This window comes from Micromonospora haikouensis (genome assembly GCF_000876225.1).
Classification (GTDB): Bacteria; Actinomycetota; Actinomycetes; order Mycobacteriales; family Micromonosporaceae; genus Micromonospora; species Micromonospora haikouensis.
Genome location: NZ_JXSX01000002.1, coordinates 476,370 through 490,508 on the forward strand (window position 1 = coordinate 476,370; position 14,139 = coordinate 490,508).

Below are 14,139 nucleotides of genomic sequence, written 5' to 3' on the forward strand. Positions count from 1 at the left end.
TCTTCGCAGTTCGTGTGACGCCGCCGTCGCCCGGCCACCCACCGGGCGGCGGCGGTAGCGGCCAGACACGGGCCAGGCATCGGCGCGGAGTTCACTCTCGGTGACAACAAGGGAGCAGGATGACGAGCCGAGCGGCAGCCGTGCGACGACGCGGGACTGACCTGGCCTGGCTGATCACCGGGCCGCTGGCGTTCCTGGCGGTCATCTGCTGCCTGCTGATCGCGCTGGTCACCGACGACAAGAAGGACGCCTACGGCGAGTGGGGCCTGGGCCTGCTGCTGCTCACCGCCCTGGTCGCCGCCCACCTGCCGGTGCTGAGCTTCATCGTCCGGCGGCAGACGCTCTCCGCCACGATCACCGAGATCCCGCTGGTCCTGGCGCTCTATTACCTTCCGCCGCTGACCCTGGTGCTGGTGGCCACCCTGGCCGCCCTGATCGCCCAGCTCCGGCGGCGGCTCGGCCCGGCCAAGTTCGCGTTCAACGTCGCCCGGTCCGCCGCGGCGACCTCCCTCGCCGGCCTGGTGCTGCTGGCGTTGCCCCCGATCCGGGGGGTGGGCCCCGGCACGTGGGGCATCCTCTTCGCGGCGGTCAGCACCGTCACCCTGGTCACCCTCGCCGCGGTCGTCGGCGTGATCACCCTGCTCCAGGGCTGGCAGGCCGGCCTGGAGGTGGTCCGGACGTCCACCGTGCCGCTGCTCGCAGCGGCGGTGAACGCGACCGTCGGCCTGATCATCCTGCTCGCGCTGAAGGCCACCTACTGGTCGCTGCTGCTGCTCGCCGCGCTCGCCCTCACGGTGGCGCTGGTCTACCGGGCGTACGCCCAGTTCCTCCGCCAGCACCGCACGCTGGCCGACATCTACGACCTGACGCGGGCGATGACCCGCAGCGGCCAGGACGGCACGCTGCCGGACGCGCTGCTCGGCCGGGTCCGCGCCCTCATGCAGGCCGAGTACGCGACGCTGTGGCTGCCCGCGCAGGGCCGGCACCCGGAGGTGCTACTGACCGCGCGGATCGACGGGCGGGGCCTGCTCGACTTCTCGAAGATCCCGGCGTCGGTGCGGGAACAGGTCGTTCAGCAGCGGCAGACCGTCGCGCTCGGCGCCCGGCTCGGCGGGGACCGCGTGCAGTTGGCCATGCTCCGGGCGGCGTCGACGAAGGACGCGATCGTCGTTCCGCTGCGCTCCGGCGAGGCGGTCATCGGCACGCTGGAGGTGGTCAACCGGCTCAGCGACGTCGGCCACTTCACCCCGTCGGACGTGCCGGTGATCGAGACGGTCGCCGCGCACGCGGCGGTGGCCCTGGAGAACTCCCGGCTGGTCGACCGGCTGCGCCACGACGCCTACCACGACACGCTGACCAAGCTGCCCAACCGGCGGCGGATCAGCGCGGCGCTCGACGAGGCCGTGAGCATCCGGGCCCCGGGCGAGGTGGTGGCCGTCCTGCTGTTCGACGTGGACGGGCTGCGTCAGGTCAACGAGTCGCTCGGCCACGCGGCCGGCGACCAGGTGCTCGCCGAGGTCGCCGTCCGGCTGCGCGACTCCGCGCCCTCCTCCGCGCTGGTCGGCCGGGCCGGCGGCGACGAGTTCCTGGTGACGCTGCGGCTGGAGAACGCCGAGGCGGCGCTGGAGCTGGCCGCCCGGCTGCGTGAGGAGATCCGCGCCGAGATGGTCTTCGACGCTTTCACGCTGGACGTCGACACGGCCGTCGGCGTGGCCGTGCACCCCGACCATGGCAGCGACGCGGCGACCCTGCTGCAACGGGTCGACCTGGCCGCGACGGCGGCGAAGTCCATGCCGGGCAGCATCCAGTTGTTCAACCCGGCGCTGGAGTCGCGCTCGCTACGCCGCCTCGGCCTCGCGGGCGACCTGCGCAAGGCCCTCGACGACGGCGCGCTGGAGGTCTACTTCCAGCCGAAGGTGACACTGCGGGACCGCCGCCTGGTGGGGGTGGAGTGCCTGGCCCGCTGGGAGCACCCGGCGCACGGCGAGGTCGCCCCGGAGGACTTCGTGGCCGTGGCGGAGCACACCGGCCAGCTCGGCCGGCTCACCGAGGTGGTGCTGCGGGAGGGGCTGCGGCGCAGCCGGGACTGGGCGCACGCCGAGCAGCCGCTCGCCGTCGCGGTCAACCTCTCCGCGCGTACGCTCACCGACCGGCACTTCCCCGATCGCGTGCGCGAGCTGCTCGCCGAGTACGACGTGCCCCCGCAGCGGCTCACCTTCGAGATCCGCGAGGCCGGGGTGCTCGACGGCACCGACCGGCCGATCCCGACCCTGCGCCGGCTGCGCGACCTCGGGGTGCGGCTGTCGGTGGACGACTTCGGCACCGGCTCGTCCTCGCTGGCCTACCTGCGCCGGCTGCCCGTGCACGAGGTGAAGGTCGACCGCTCCTTCGTGCAGGGCATGGCGACCGACCCGGGGGACCTGGCCATCGTCAACGCCGTGGTGACCCTCTCCCAGCAGTTCGGCCTCGCGGTGGTGGCCGAGGGCGTGGAGAGCGAGCTGACCCTGGAGCTGCTGCAGGACATCGGCTGCGAGATCGGCCAGGGCTTCCTGTTCAGCCGGCCGCTGCCGTACGAGCGGCTGGAGGCGTGGTTCGGGGCCCAGTTGGAGTCCGAGGCGCTCGTCATCCCGGACGTCCGGCGGCTGCGCATCGTCCCCTGATTCCGCCCCGAACACGGCGCTGAGCTGGGGGAACGTTGCGACGCGCGAGGGTGGGGGGATCCGATTTCACCTCCGGCGCGGGGCCGTGTACTCTTACCTCTGCGCGGCCACCGAGTGATCGCGCAGGCCCCCTTAGCTCAGTCGGCAGAGCGTCTCCATGGTAAGGAGAAGGTCTACGGTTCGATTCCGTAAGGGGGCTCAAAGGGTCCGGCTGGACCCGCCACGGCGGTGTAGCTCAGATGGCAGAGCAAGCGGCTCATAATCGCTGTGTCGCCGGTTCAAGTCCGGCCACCGCTACTCTCGTCCTCCGGGCCAGCTTCCGGTGGTCGGTGGGATGGGCGCCATAGGCGCCCACTTTGCATGTCCGCGTCGCCAGCGCGTAGGCTGAGGCGCTGTAGTTGTTGTCCGTTAGCGAGGAAGGCACTCCGCCGTGGCGAAGGCTACCGATGTCCGGCCGAAGATCACTTTGGCGTGTGTGGAGTGCAAGGAGCGCAACTACATCACGCGCAAGAACCGCCGCAACGACCCGGACCGCATCGAGCTGAAGAAGTTCTGCCCCCGGGACGGCAAGCACACGGTCCACCGCGAGACCCGCTGACCCGTCGCCGGCACACGCCGGCCAGCACGACACCCGATCGCCGATCCGGAGCGAGCGCGCGGCCAACCGGCCGACCGTCCGCCCCCGGGTCGGCTTTCGTGCTTCCCGTGTAGGTTCTCGGGCATGTCCCTGGACCCGTCCTACGTCGGCCGGACCTATCCGCCGACCGCCCCCTACCAGGTGGGCCGTGAAAAGATCCGCGAGTTCGCCACGGCGATCGGCGCCGCCGACCCGGCGCACCACGACCCGGAGGCCGCCCGCGCGCTCGGGCACCCGGACGTGGTGGCCCCGCCGACCTTCCCCGTGGTGATCACGATGGCCGCCACCCGGCAGATCGTCGACGACCCGGCCCTCGGGGTCGACTACAGCCGGGTGGTCCACGGCGACCAGCGGTTCGCCTACACCCGGCCGGTGGTGGCCGGCGACGAGCTGGTCTGCGTGAACACCATCGAGGACATCACCAGCCGCGGCGGGCACGACTTCCTGACCACCCGCACCGACGTGAGCACGGCCGCCGGCGAGCCGGTGGTCGCCGTCTGGTCCAAGCTCGTCGTACGCGGGGAGGCCTGACATGGAGCTGTCCACCCAGACCTTCCGGGTCACCCGGGCCGACCTGGTCCGCTACGCGGGCGCCTCGGGCGACTTCAACCCGATCCACTGGAGCGACCGCGTCGCCACCGGGGTCGGCCTGCCCGGGGTGATCGCGCACGGCATGTTCACCATGGCCCTGGTGGGCCGGGCGGTCGCCGAGTGGGCCGGCGCGCCCGACGCGGTGGTCGACTACGGGGTCCGGTTCGCCCGCCCGGTGGTCGTCCCCGACGACGACGCCGGCACCGAGATCGAGGTGACCGCGAAGGTCCGCGAGGGCGCGGGGGAGGGCCTGACCAGGCTCGACATCACCGCGACGTGCCGGGGCGAGAAGGTGCTCTCGCAGGCCCGGGCGGTGATCCGGACGCCCCGCTGAGGGGGCCGCGCCACGCGCGGGGGCAGACCGGTTGGGAAAGTCGGGTCCGTACCCGTACACTGGTCCGCCGTGGGGCAAGTGACCCCGCCCGGTGCGTCATGGCCGGGTCGGGCGAGCGTTGCCGCACAGGGGTGTAGCTCAATTGGCAGAGCAGCGGTCTCCAAAACCGCAGGCTGCAGGTTCAAGTCCTGTCACCCCTGCGCCTCAGGCCTGACCGTTCCCGTGGGTCGCGCCGCCAACCGGCGGCGTCCGGCCCGTGGTGGTGGCATCGGCGGGGTGGGTTCCGAGGCATCGGGGCCCGTCCGTCGATCCGCCGGCCGCGGCCCGTCGCGGGACGGTTGGTCCGGCCGGCGTGACCAGCGCCGCGCACGCCGCACCGGTGTGCGACCCGATTCCCGCGACGGAGGGCGAAGTGGCCGAGAACAAGCGGCGCAGCGAGGACGCCGGCGACGACGACCGTCTGAACGACGAGGTCGCCGACGACGTGGCCGCCGACGACGCCTCCGACGCGGACGAGCCGGTATCCCGCGGTGGCACGGCCACCCGGGCGCGGGCCAAGGCCGAGTCGGCCGACGAGAGGAAGACCCGCAAGGACACCGAGCGGATCGGGCTGTTCGCCCGCATCGCGCGGTTCTTCCGCGAGGTCGTGGCCGAACTGCGTAAGGTCATCTGGCCGACCCGCAAGGAGCTGCTGACCTACACCGCGGTGGTGGTCACCTTCGTCGCCGTGATGCTGACGATCGTGGCCGGCCTGGACTACGCCTTCGCGAAGGGCGTGCTGTGGGTCTTCGGAAACCCCAGCTGACCGGCTGATCAAGCCGATAGTTACGGAAGTGAGCGAGCGTGCCTGAGTACGACGAGACCGCCGAGACCACGGACGAGCAGTCCGCGGTGGCGACGGCGGCCAACGATGAGTCGGTCGAGGCCGCCAGCGAGCCGGACTTTCCGACCACCGAGCCCGCCCCGGACGAGGACTACGACCCGGTCGCGGAGCTGCGCCAGAAGCTGCGCTACGCGCCGGGCGACTGGTACGTGGTGCACTCGTACGCCGGCTACGAGAACAAGGTCAAGACCAACCTCGAGACCCGGATCACGTCCCTCGACATGGAGGACTACATCTACCAGGTCGAGGTGCCGACCCGGGAAGAGGTCGAGGTCAAGAACGGCAAGCGGTCCCAGATCCAGGCCAAGGTCTTCCCGGGCTACATCCTGGTCCGGATGGAGCTGACCGCCGAGTCCTACTCCTGCGTGCGGAACACCCCGGGGGTCACCGGCTTCGTGGGGGCGACCGACCGGGCCGACCGGCCCGCGCCGCTGAGCCTCGACGAGGTCCTCAAGTGGCTGGCCCCGGCGGTCGAGACCGAGCAGAAGAAGGCCAAGCCCGAGATCAAGGTCCTCGACTTCGAGGTGGGCGACTCGGTCACCGTCACCGACGGCGCGTTCGCCTCGCTGCCGGCGACGATCAGCGAGATCAACGCCGACCAGCAGAAGCTCAAGGTGCTGGTGTCGATCTTCGGCCGGGAGACGCCGGTCGAGCTGAACTTCAACCAGGTCACCAAGATCTGACGTTCCGTCTCGCCGGCGGTGGGCAGCGGCCCGCCGCCGGCGAGGCCGTTTCCGCCCCCGTGCCGGCCTCGGCGGACCTCGCCGCATCCGGGGGCGGAGCCTTGCGCTAACCTAGAACGTCGGCCGTCGCATCGCGCTGACCGTGCGCGCCCCCGGCCGGCACCTTTCCCAGTTCCAAGCCCCAGGAAGAGACATGCCTCCGAAGAAGAAGCTCGTCAAGACGTTCACGCTTCAGCTGAAGGCGGGCCAGGCCACGCCGGCCCCGCCGGTCGGCCCCGCGCTCGGCCAGCACGGCGTCAACATCATGGAGTTCTGCAAGACCTACAACGCGCAGACCGAGGCTCAGCGGGGCGACATCGTCCCCGCCGAGATCAGCGTCTACGAGGACCGCAGCTTCACCTTCGTCCTGAAGACCCCGCCCGCCGCCCAGCTGCTGATCAAGGCCGCCGGCGTGCAGAAGGGCTCGGGCAACCCGCACAAGGAGAAGGTCGGCTCCGTCACCCGCGCCCAGCTGCGGGAGATCGCCGAGAAGAAGATGGTCGACCTCAACGCCAACGACCTCGACCAGGCTGAGAAGATCATCGCCGGCACCGCCCGGTCGATGGGCCTGACCGTCGGCGACTGACCTCACCCCACCGCCTCACCCGATCAGTTCGTGGGAGGGCACGCGGAGCGCCGCGGCCCGCCATAGACCACAGGAGTAAGCAGAGATGCAGCGCAGCAAGACCTACCGCAAGGCCGCCGAGGTCATCGACCGGTCGAAGCTCTACACGCCGGCCGAGGCGGTCAAGATCGCCAAGGACACCACCAGCACCAAGTTCGACGCCACGGTCGAGGTCGCCATGCGCCTCGGCGTCGACCCCCGCAAGGCGGACCAGATGGTCCGCGGCGTGGTCAACCTGCCGCACGGCACCGGCAAGACCGCCCGCGTGATCGTCTTCGCCGCCGGCGCGAAGGCCGAGGAGGCCGTCGCCGCGGGTGCGGACGAGGTGGGCACCGACGAGCTCGTCGCCCGGATCCAGGGCGGCTGGCTCGACTTCGACGCGGCGATCGCCACGCCGGACCAGATGGCCAAGATCGGCCGGATCGCGCGGATCCTGGGCCCGCGCGGCCTGATGCCGAACCCGAAGACCGGCACGGTGACCATGGACGTCACCAAGGCCGTCTCGGACATCAAGGGCGGCAAGATCACCTTCCGGGTGGACAAGCACTCCAACCTCCACCTGATCATCGGCAAGGCCTCGTTCTCCGAGACCCAGCTGATCGACAACTACGCGGCGGTCCTCGACGAGGTGCTGCGGGCCAAGCCCTCGGCGGCCAAGGGCAAGTACCTCAAGAAGGTCACCCTCACCACCACGATGGGCCCGGGCGTGCCGGTCGACCCCAACCTGATCAAGAACCTCCAGGAGGGCGTCGAGGCCTGAGCACCACCGCCTCGCCGGGGCCCCGCCACGACTCGTGGCGGGGCCCCGTCCGTCTGTCCGGTGTGGCAGGCTCACGCCATGCGCTGGGAGGATGTCTGGCTCCGTTACCACCGGCGCGGTCCGTGGGTGCTGCGGCAGGTCGACCTGCGGCTGGGCGCCGGCGAGGCCGCCGTGGTGCTCGGCCGCAACGGCGTCGGCAAGTCCACGCTGCTCCAGCTCGCGGCCGGGGTGCTCCGGCCGTCCCGGGGCCGCGTCGTCGACCGGCCCCGGCACGTCGGCTGGGTCCCGGAGCGGTTCCCCGCCGACCAGCCGTTCACCGTGGGCCGCTACCTCGCCGGCATGGCCCGCGTCGCCGGCCTGGGCGGTGCCGAGGCCAGCGACGCCGTGCGGCGGTGGACCGAGCGGCTGGGCCTGGGCCCGTTCCACGGGGTGCGGCTGCCCGAGCTGTCCAAGGGCACCGCCCAGAAGGTCGGCCTGGCCCAGGCGATGCTCCGCCGGCCCGGCCTGCTCATCCTCGACGAGCCCTGGGAGGGCCTCGACGCCGCCGCCCGCGACCTGGTCCCCGCCCTGATCGACGAGGTGCTGGCGGCCGGCGGGTCGGTGCTGGTCAGCGACCACCGGGGCGAGACGGCCCGGCTGCCGGGCGCGGCCCGCTGGACGGTCGCCGACGGCACCGTCACCGCGCAGGCTCCGACCGACGCGTCGCCCGGGGCGCTCGTCGTGGTCGAGGTGGCGGTCCCGGCCGCGCGCGCCGCGGGTGCCGTGGCCCGGCTCCGCGCCGACGGTCACCACGTTCTTCGCGTACGCGCCGACCCCGCCCCGCCCGACGCCCCCGCCCCCGCCTCCGGGGCGGGCGGGCAGGCGCCCCGGTGACCGCGCTCGTGCGGCTGCGGCTGGCCGGCTTCCTGCGTACCGGACGGGCGGTCGCCCCGCTGCTGGCCGGCCTGCTCGCCCTCGGCGTCCTCTACGGCGGCGGCCGGGCCCAGCCGGCGGAGGCGTACGGCGTGTCGGCGGTGGTGCTCTTCCCGGTGCTGGCCTGGCAGACCAAGCTTTTGCTCGACGTCGAGCCGGACGTCCAGCGCCGGCTGGCCCTGGTGCTCGCCGGTGCCGCCCGGGAGTGGGCCGCCGGGCTGCTCGCGGCGCTGGTGGCCGGGCTCGGCACCGTCGCCGTCGCGCTGGCCTTCCCCTGGCTGGTGGGCGGGGTGACCGGCCAGGTGGAGCCGGGCGGCCCGTCGGTGGCCGCCGGGGTGGCCCTCGGCGTCTGGGCGCACCTGCTCGCCCTGCCCGCCGCGGTGGCGTTGGGGGCGCTGGCCAGCCGGGCGGTGACGGGCAGCGCCGGGTACGGCGTCGCGGTGCTGGCGCTCGGCGCGGTCGGCTCGTTGGTCCTCGGCCTGTCGGCCTCGGTGGCGCCCTGGCTCGCGCCTCCGGTGCTGCCGGTCGCCCGGGCCACGGCGGCCGGCCCGTCCCCCGCGTCGGTGGCCCTGCTCACCGCGTGGGCCGTCGCCTGGAGCGCGACGGCGCTCGCCGGGTACGCCTGGCGGCGGCGCGCCCGCGCCTGAGGGGTGCGGGCGGCGGGGGAGTGACGGGGCGCACCCGGGGGCGATTTGGTGCTCACGGGGCGTGTCGCGTAACCTTGCGGCGAAGTACCACCCAGAGACCGCTGGTCACCGTGCTCCGGCACGGTCGAAGGTCCCGATCCGACGGGCGACCCGCGCAGGGCGGCAAGCGAAACTCGGCTGTGTTCCCGTGGTCCGCCGACTGCGGCGCGACCGGCCGGCCCTCGCCCCGTGCGCCCTGCGCCGGGGCTTTTCTCGTTGTCGTGGCCCTCCGGTACCGGGAGGCCCGCCGGCCTGCTGGTGGATCAGCCTGGAGCAACGAGAGAGGAGGGACATGGCGGACAAGCCGATCCGGGCCGACAAGGCCACGGCAGTCGCTGAGATGACCGACAACTTCCGCAACGCGGGAGCTACGGTGCTGACCGAGTACCGTGGTCTGACGGTTTCCCAGCTCACGCAGCTGCGGCGCTCGCTCGGCAAGGAGACCACCTACACGGTCGCGAAGAACACGCTGGCGAAGCGTGCCGCGGCCGACGCGGGCATCTCCGGCCTCGACGAGCTGTTCACCGGTCCTACCGCGCTGACTTTCGTTTCGGGCGACGTCGTCGAGGCGGCGAAGGGGCTTCGCGACTTCGCGAAGGCCAACCCGAAGCTCGTCATCAAGGGCGGCGTCTTCGAGGGCAAGGCCATTTCCGCGGCCGAGGTCACGAAGCTCGCCGACCTGGAGTCCCGCGAGGTGCTGCTGGCCAAGCTGGCCGGCGCGATGAAGGGCAACCTGAGCAAGGCCGCGGCCCTGTTCCAGGCTCCGCTCTCCAAGGCCGCCCGCGCGGCGGCCGCCCTGGCGGACAAGAAGCGCGAGCAGGAGGGCGCCGAGGCGGCCTGAGGCCGCGTCCGGCGCACCCACGTTCTTAGACAACCGTTAGAAAGGACGCCAGCCATGGCGAAGCTCAGCACCGACGAGCTGCTCGACGCGTTCAAGGAGATGACGCTGATCGAGCTCTCCGAGTTCGTGAAGCAGTTCGAGGAAACCTTCGAGGTCACCGCGGCCGCCCCGGTCGCGGTCGCCGCCGCCGGTGGTGCCGGTGGCGCCGCCGCCGCGCCGGCCGAGGAGGAGAAGGACGAGTTCGACGTCATCCTCGAGGCCGACGGTGGCAAGAAGATCCAGGTCATCAAGGTCGTGCGCGAGCTGACCGGCCTGGGCCTCAAGGAGGCCAAGGACGCGGTCGAGGCCGCGCCGAAGGCCATCCTGGAGAAGGTCAACAAGGAGACCGCCGAGAAGGCCAAGGCCAAGCTCGAGGGCGAGGGCGCCAAGGTCACCCTCAAGTAATTGAGGTTGGACTCAGGCGTGCGCCCGGCTCGCCTCACGTGAGCCAGGGCACATCGCGTCGCGGCGGGCGGTGATCCGGACTCGGATCACCGCCCGCCGTGTTCGTGTCGTGACTCCCTGACAGCGTCGTGAGCAGGGCGGCGACGCTCCACGCCGGCCGGCGGGGCGGTTCGGGGCCGTCGCCCACGCGTGGGAAACACCTGTCGCGCACGAGACGGGCCCTTGACGCGGCCCCCGGCTGCCAGGCACGCTGACACCAGCAAGACCTTCCGCGCTTGCGACGGCCACCATCCGGGTAATGGCAGCGGCGGCACCATCGTCCGCTGCACCTGGGCGGTCCGTGGGTATGCCGCGTTCCGAGCGGCCCGGTCAGGCCCCGTTCCGGGGGCCCCGAGGCACGTTCCGCGGCGACCTGCGGGTTGGGCTGGACAGCGGTTAGCCTCTCGGCTACACTGCTAGTTTGCGCTGCCTTCCGACTTGACCCCTGCGCAGAAATGTCCGATTACGGATATTTCTGGTGGGGTCATTGGAGTGCACGCGTACCAGCCGTTCTGCAGCACCGGTCCTCGGAAGGACGCATCTTGGCAGCTTCCCGCCCTGCGAAGACCAGTCGTACGTCGAGCGCTTTCGCACCCCGCCGAGTTTCATTCGGCAGGATCACCGAACACCTCGAGGTCCCCAACCTCCTCGCCATCCAGAACGAGTCCTTCGACTGGCTCGTCGGCAACGAGGCTTGGCAGGGCCGGTCGGCGGACGACCCGCACGCACGCTCGGGTCTCGCGGAAATCCTCGACGAGATCAGTCCCATTGAGGACTTTTCCGGCACCATGTCGCTCTCCTTCTCGGCGCCGCGCTTCGACGAGGTCAAGGCCTCGATCGAGGAGTGCAAGGAGAAGGACCTGACCTACTGCGCCCCGCTGTTCGTGACGGCGGAGTTCACCAACAACACCACCGGCGAGATCAAGAGCCAGACGGTGTTCATGGGTGACTTCCCGATGATGACGCCCAAGGGCACGTTCATCATCAACGGCACCGAGCGCGTCGTGGTCAGCCAGCTCGTCCGGTCCCCGGGCGTCTACTTCGACAAGCAGCCGGACAAGACCTCCGACCGCGACCTCTCCAGCGTCAAGGTCATCCCGAGCCGGGGTGCCTGGCTCGAGTTCGACATCGACAAGCGCGACACCGTCGGCGTCCGCATCGACCGCAAGCGCCGGCAGGCCGTCACCGTCCTGCTCAAGGCCATCGGTTGGTCGGCCGAGCGGATCCGCGAGAAGTTCGGCTGGTCCGAGCTGCTGATGACGACGCTCGAGAAGGACCACATCGCCGGCCAGGACGAGGCGCTGCTAGACATCTACCGCAAGCTCCGCCCCGGCGAGCCGCCGACCCGCGAGAACGCCCAGACCCTGCTCGACAACCTCTTCTTCAACCCGAAGCGGTACGACGTCGCCAAGGTCGGTCGGTACAAGTTCAACAAGAAGCTCGAGCTGGACGTGCCGATCACCACCGGCACGCTCACCGAGGACGACATCGTCGCCACCGTGGAATACCTCTGCCGGCTGCACGCCGGTGAGGACGGCTACGAGGCCGACGACATCGACCACTTCGGCAACCGGCGCCTGCGCACCGTGGGCGAGCTCATCCAGAACCAGGTCCGCGTCGGCCTGTCCCGGATGGAGCGGGTCGTCCGCGAGCGGATGACCACCCAGGACGTCGAGGCGATCACGCCGCAGACCCTGATCAACATCCGCCCCGTCGTGGCGGCGATCAAGGAGTTCTTCGGCACCTCGCAGCTGTCCCAGTTCATGGACCAGACCAACCCGCTGGCGGGCCTGACCCACCGGCGTCGGCTGAGCGCGCTCGGCCCGGGTGGTCTGTCCCGGGAGCGGGCCGGCTTCGAGGTCCGCGACGTGCACCCGTCCCACTACGGCCGGATGTGCCCGATCGAGACGCCCGAAGGCCCGAACATCGGCCTGATCGGCGCGCTCTCCACCTTCGCCCGGGTCAACCCGTTCGGCTTCATCGAGACGCCGTACCGGAAGGTCGTCGATGGTCGGGTCACCGACCAGATCGACTACCTGACCGCGGACGAGGAGGACCGGTTCGTCAAGGCGCAGGCGAACGCGCCGCTGAAGGCCGACGGCACGTTCGCCGAGGACCGGGTCCTCTGCCGCCGTAAGGGCGGCGAGACCGAGGACGTGGTCCCGGGCGCCGTCGACTACATGGACGTCTCGCCGCGGCAGATGACCTCGGTCGCGACCGCGATGATCCCGTTCCTCGAGCACGACGACGCCAACCGGGCCCTGATGGGCGCGAACATGCAGCGTCAGGCGGTGCCGCTGGTCAAGGCGGAGTCGCCGCTGGTCGGCACCGGCATGGAATACCGTGCCGCCGTCGACGCCGGTGACGTGGTCGTGGCCGAGGTCGGCGGTGTCATCGAGGACCTCTGCGCCGACTACATCACCATCCACCAGGACGACGGCCACCGCCGGACGTACCTGCTGCACAAGTTCCGCCGCTCCAACGCCGGCTCCTGCGTCAACCAGAAGCCGGTCGTCTTCGAGGGCGACCGCGTCGAGGCCGGCCAGGTCATCGCCGACGGTCCCTGCACCGACGAGGGCGAGATGGCGCTCGGGCGCAACCTGCTGGTCGCGTTCATGTGCTGGGAGGGCCACAACTACGAGGACGCGATCATCCTGTCGCAGCGCCTCGTGCAGCAGGACGTGCTCACCTCGATCCACATCGAGGAGCACGAGGTCGACGCGCGGGACACCAAGCTCGGCCCGGAGGAGATCACCCGGGACATCCCGAACGTCAGCGAGGAGATGCTCGCCGACCTCGACGAGCGCGGCATCATCCGGATCGGCGCCGAGGTCGTCCCCGGCGACATCCTGGTCGGCAAGGTCACGCCCAAGGGCGAGACCGAGCTGACCCCGGAGGAGCGGCTGCTCCGCGCGATCTTCGGCGAGAAGGCGCGCGAGGTCCGGGACACCTCGCTGAAGGTGCCGCACGGCGAGACCGGCACGGTCATCGGCGTACGCACGTTCTCCCGCGAGGACGGCGACGAGCTGCCCCCGGGCGTCAACGAGCTGGTCCGGGTCTACGTCGCCCAGAAGCGGAAGATCCAGGACGGCGACAAGCTCGCCGGCCGGCACGGCAACAAGGGTGTCATCTCGAAGATCCTGCCGATCGAGGACATGCCGTTCCTGGAGGACGGCACCCCGGTCGACATCGTGCTCAACCCGCTGGGTGTGCCGTCCCGGATGAACATCGGCCAGGTGCTGGAGACGCACCTCGGCTGGGTGGCCAAGACGGGGTGGAGCGTCGACGGCGACGACGCCGAGTGGAAGCGCCAGCTGCGCTCCATCGAGGCGCACGAGTCCGAGCCGGACACCAACGTGGCCACGCCGGTCTTCGACGGTGCCCGCGAGGAGGAGATCTCCGGTCTGCTCGCGTCGACCCTGCCCAACCGGGACGGCAAGCAGCTGATCGGTTCCTCCGGCAAGGCGCAGCTGTTCGACGGTCGCTCCGGCGAGCCGCTGCCGGACCCGATCGCGGTCGGCTACATCTACATCCTGAAGCTCAACCACCTGGTCGACGACAAGATCCACGCCCGGTCGACCGGTCCGTACTCGATGATCACGCAGCAGCCGCTGGGTGGTAAGGCGCAGTTCGGTGGCCAGCGTTTCGGTGAGATGGAGTGCTGGGCGATGCAGGCGTACGGCGCCGCGTACGCCCTGCAGGAGCTGCTGACCATCAAGTCCGACGACGTCCTGGGCCGGGTCAAGGTCTACGAGGCGATCGTCAAGGGCGAGAACATCCCGGAGCCGGGCATTCCGGAGTCGTTCAAGGTGTTGCTCAAGGAACTGCAGTCGCTGTGCCTGAACGTCGAGGTGCTCTCCAGCGACGGCGTGGCCCTGGAGATGCGCGAGACCGACGACGAGGTGTTCCGGGCCGCGGAGGAGCTGGGCATCGACCTGTCCCGGCGCGAGCCGAGCTCGGTCGAAGAGGTGTAAGTGGTGTGGGTTGGGGGCCGGCCACCCCGCT

Annotated in this window: 13 protein-coding genes and 3 tRNA genes; all 16 read left to right on the forward strand. The window is 71.0% G+C overall.

The features are described 5' to 3' along the window. The first annotated feature begins 119 nt into the window (after positions 1–119). The 16 genes from TK50_RS18720 (at position 120) to rpoB (ending at position 14,108) form a co-directional block, all read left to right on the forward strand. Positions 120–2,660 (forward strand): putative bifunctional diguanylate cyclase/phosphodiesterase, encoded by a 2,541-nt coding sequence (locus TK50_RS18720; protein WP_043965465.1) that lies wholly within the window; start codon positions 120–122, stop codon positions 2,658–2,660. Positions 2,661–2,786: 126 nt separating this feature from the next. Then, positions 2,787–2,859: transfer RNA gene (locus tag TK50_RS18725), tRNA-Thr, on the forward strand. Positions 2,860–2,884: 25 nt separating this feature from the next. Beyond that, a tRNA-Met gene (locus TK50_RS18730) sits at positions 2,885–2,957 on the forward strand. Positions 2,958–3,090: 133 nt separating this feature from the next. After that, on the forward strand, positions 3,091–3,258 hold the full coding sequence (gene rpmG / locus TK50_RS18735; protein ID WP_013288652.1) for a 50S ribosomal protein L33: 168 nt from the start codon (positions 3,091–3,093) through the stop codon (positions 3,256–3,258). Between the two features lie 123 nt (positions 3,259–3,381). Then, a complete protein-coding gene (locus TK50_RS18740; RefSeq protein WP_043965472.1) occupies positions 3,382–3,828 on the forward strand; it encodes a MaoC family dehydratase N-terminal domain-containing protein in 447 nt (148 codons plus the stop codon). Between the two features lies 1 nt (position 3,829). Continuing rightward, complete coding sequence (locus tag TK50_RS18745; protein ID WP_043965474.1) at positions 3,830–4,222, forward strand: MaoC/PaaZ C-terminal domain-containing protein; 393 nt, start codon at positions 3,830–3,832, stop codon at positions 4,220–4,222. Between the two features lie 127 nt (positions 4,223–4,349). Then, positions 4,350–4,422 (forward strand) — tRNA-Trp (locus tag TK50_RS18750). 212 nt (positions 4,423–4,634) lie between these two features. Continuing rightward, on the forward strand, positions 4,635–5,027 hold the full coding sequence (gene secE / locus TK50_RS18755) for a preprotein translocase subunit SecE (RefSeq protein ID WP_043966506.1): 393 nt from the start codon (positions 4,635–4,637) through the stop codon (positions 5,025–5,027). A gap of 38 nt (positions 5,028–5,065) precedes the next feature. Continuing rightward, a complete protein-coding gene (nusG, locus tag TK50_RS18760) occupies positions 5,066–5,788 on the forward strand; it encodes a transcription termination/antitermination protein NusG (protein WP_043965476.1) in 723 nt (240 codons plus the stop codon). Between the two features lie 193 nt (positions 5,789–5,981). Beyond that, the gene (gene rplK, locus TK50_RS18765) at positions 5,982–6,413 is read left to right on the forward strand and encodes a 50S ribosomal protein L11 (RefSeq protein WP_043965477.1); all 432 of its coding nucleotides are present in this window, start codon (positions 5,982–5,984) and stop codon (positions 6,411–6,413) included. A gap of 85 nt (positions 6,414–6,498) precedes the next feature. Continuing rightward, positions 6,499–7,212 (forward strand): 50S ribosomal protein L1, encoded by a 714-nt coding sequence (gene rplA, locus TK50_RS18770; RefSeq protein ID WP_043965479.1) that lies wholly within the window; start codon positions 6,499–6,501, stop codon positions 7,210–7,212. A gap of 78 nt (positions 7,213–7,290) precedes the next feature. After that, on the forward strand, positions 7,291–8,085 hold the full coding sequence (locus TK50_RS18775) for an ABC transporter ATP-binding protein (protein WP_043966508.1): 795 nt from the start codon (positions 7,291–7,293) through the stop codon (positions 8,083–8,085). After that, positions 8,082–8,771 carry a hypothetical protein gene (locus TK50_RS18780; protein WP_043965481.1) on the forward strand — a complete coding sequence of 230 codons (690 nt, stop codon included), beginning with the start codon at positions 8,082–8,084 and terminating at the stop codon, positions 8,769–8,771. The genes TK50_RS18775 and TK50_RS18780 overlap by 4 nt, the downstream gene beginning before the upstream one ends. Before the next feature lie 331 nt (positions 8,772–9,102). After that, positions 9,103–9,651: a 50S ribosomal protein L10 gene (gene rplJ / locus TK50_RS18785; RefSeq protein WP_043965482.1), complete on the forward strand. Its 549-nt coding sequence runs from the start codon at positions 9,103–9,105 to the stop codon at positions 9,649–9,651. Positions 9,652–9,705: 54 nt separating this feature from the next. Continuing rightward, the gene (gene rplL / locus TK50_RS18790) at positions 9,706–10,095 is read left to right on the forward strand and encodes a 50S ribosomal protein L7/L12 (RefSeq protein ID WP_043965485.1); all 390 of its coding nucleotides are present in this window, start codon (positions 9,706–9,708) and stop codon (positions 10,093–10,095) included. A gap of 581 nt (positions 10,096–10,676) precedes the next feature. Continuing rightward, positions 10,677–14,108, forward strand: a complete 3,432-nt coding sequence (gene rpoB, locus TK50_RS18795) for a DNA-directed RNA polymerase subunit beta (protein ID WP_043965487.1) — start codon at positions 10,677–10,679, stop codon at positions 14,106–14,108. Positions 14,109–14,139: the final 31 nt, after the last annotated feature.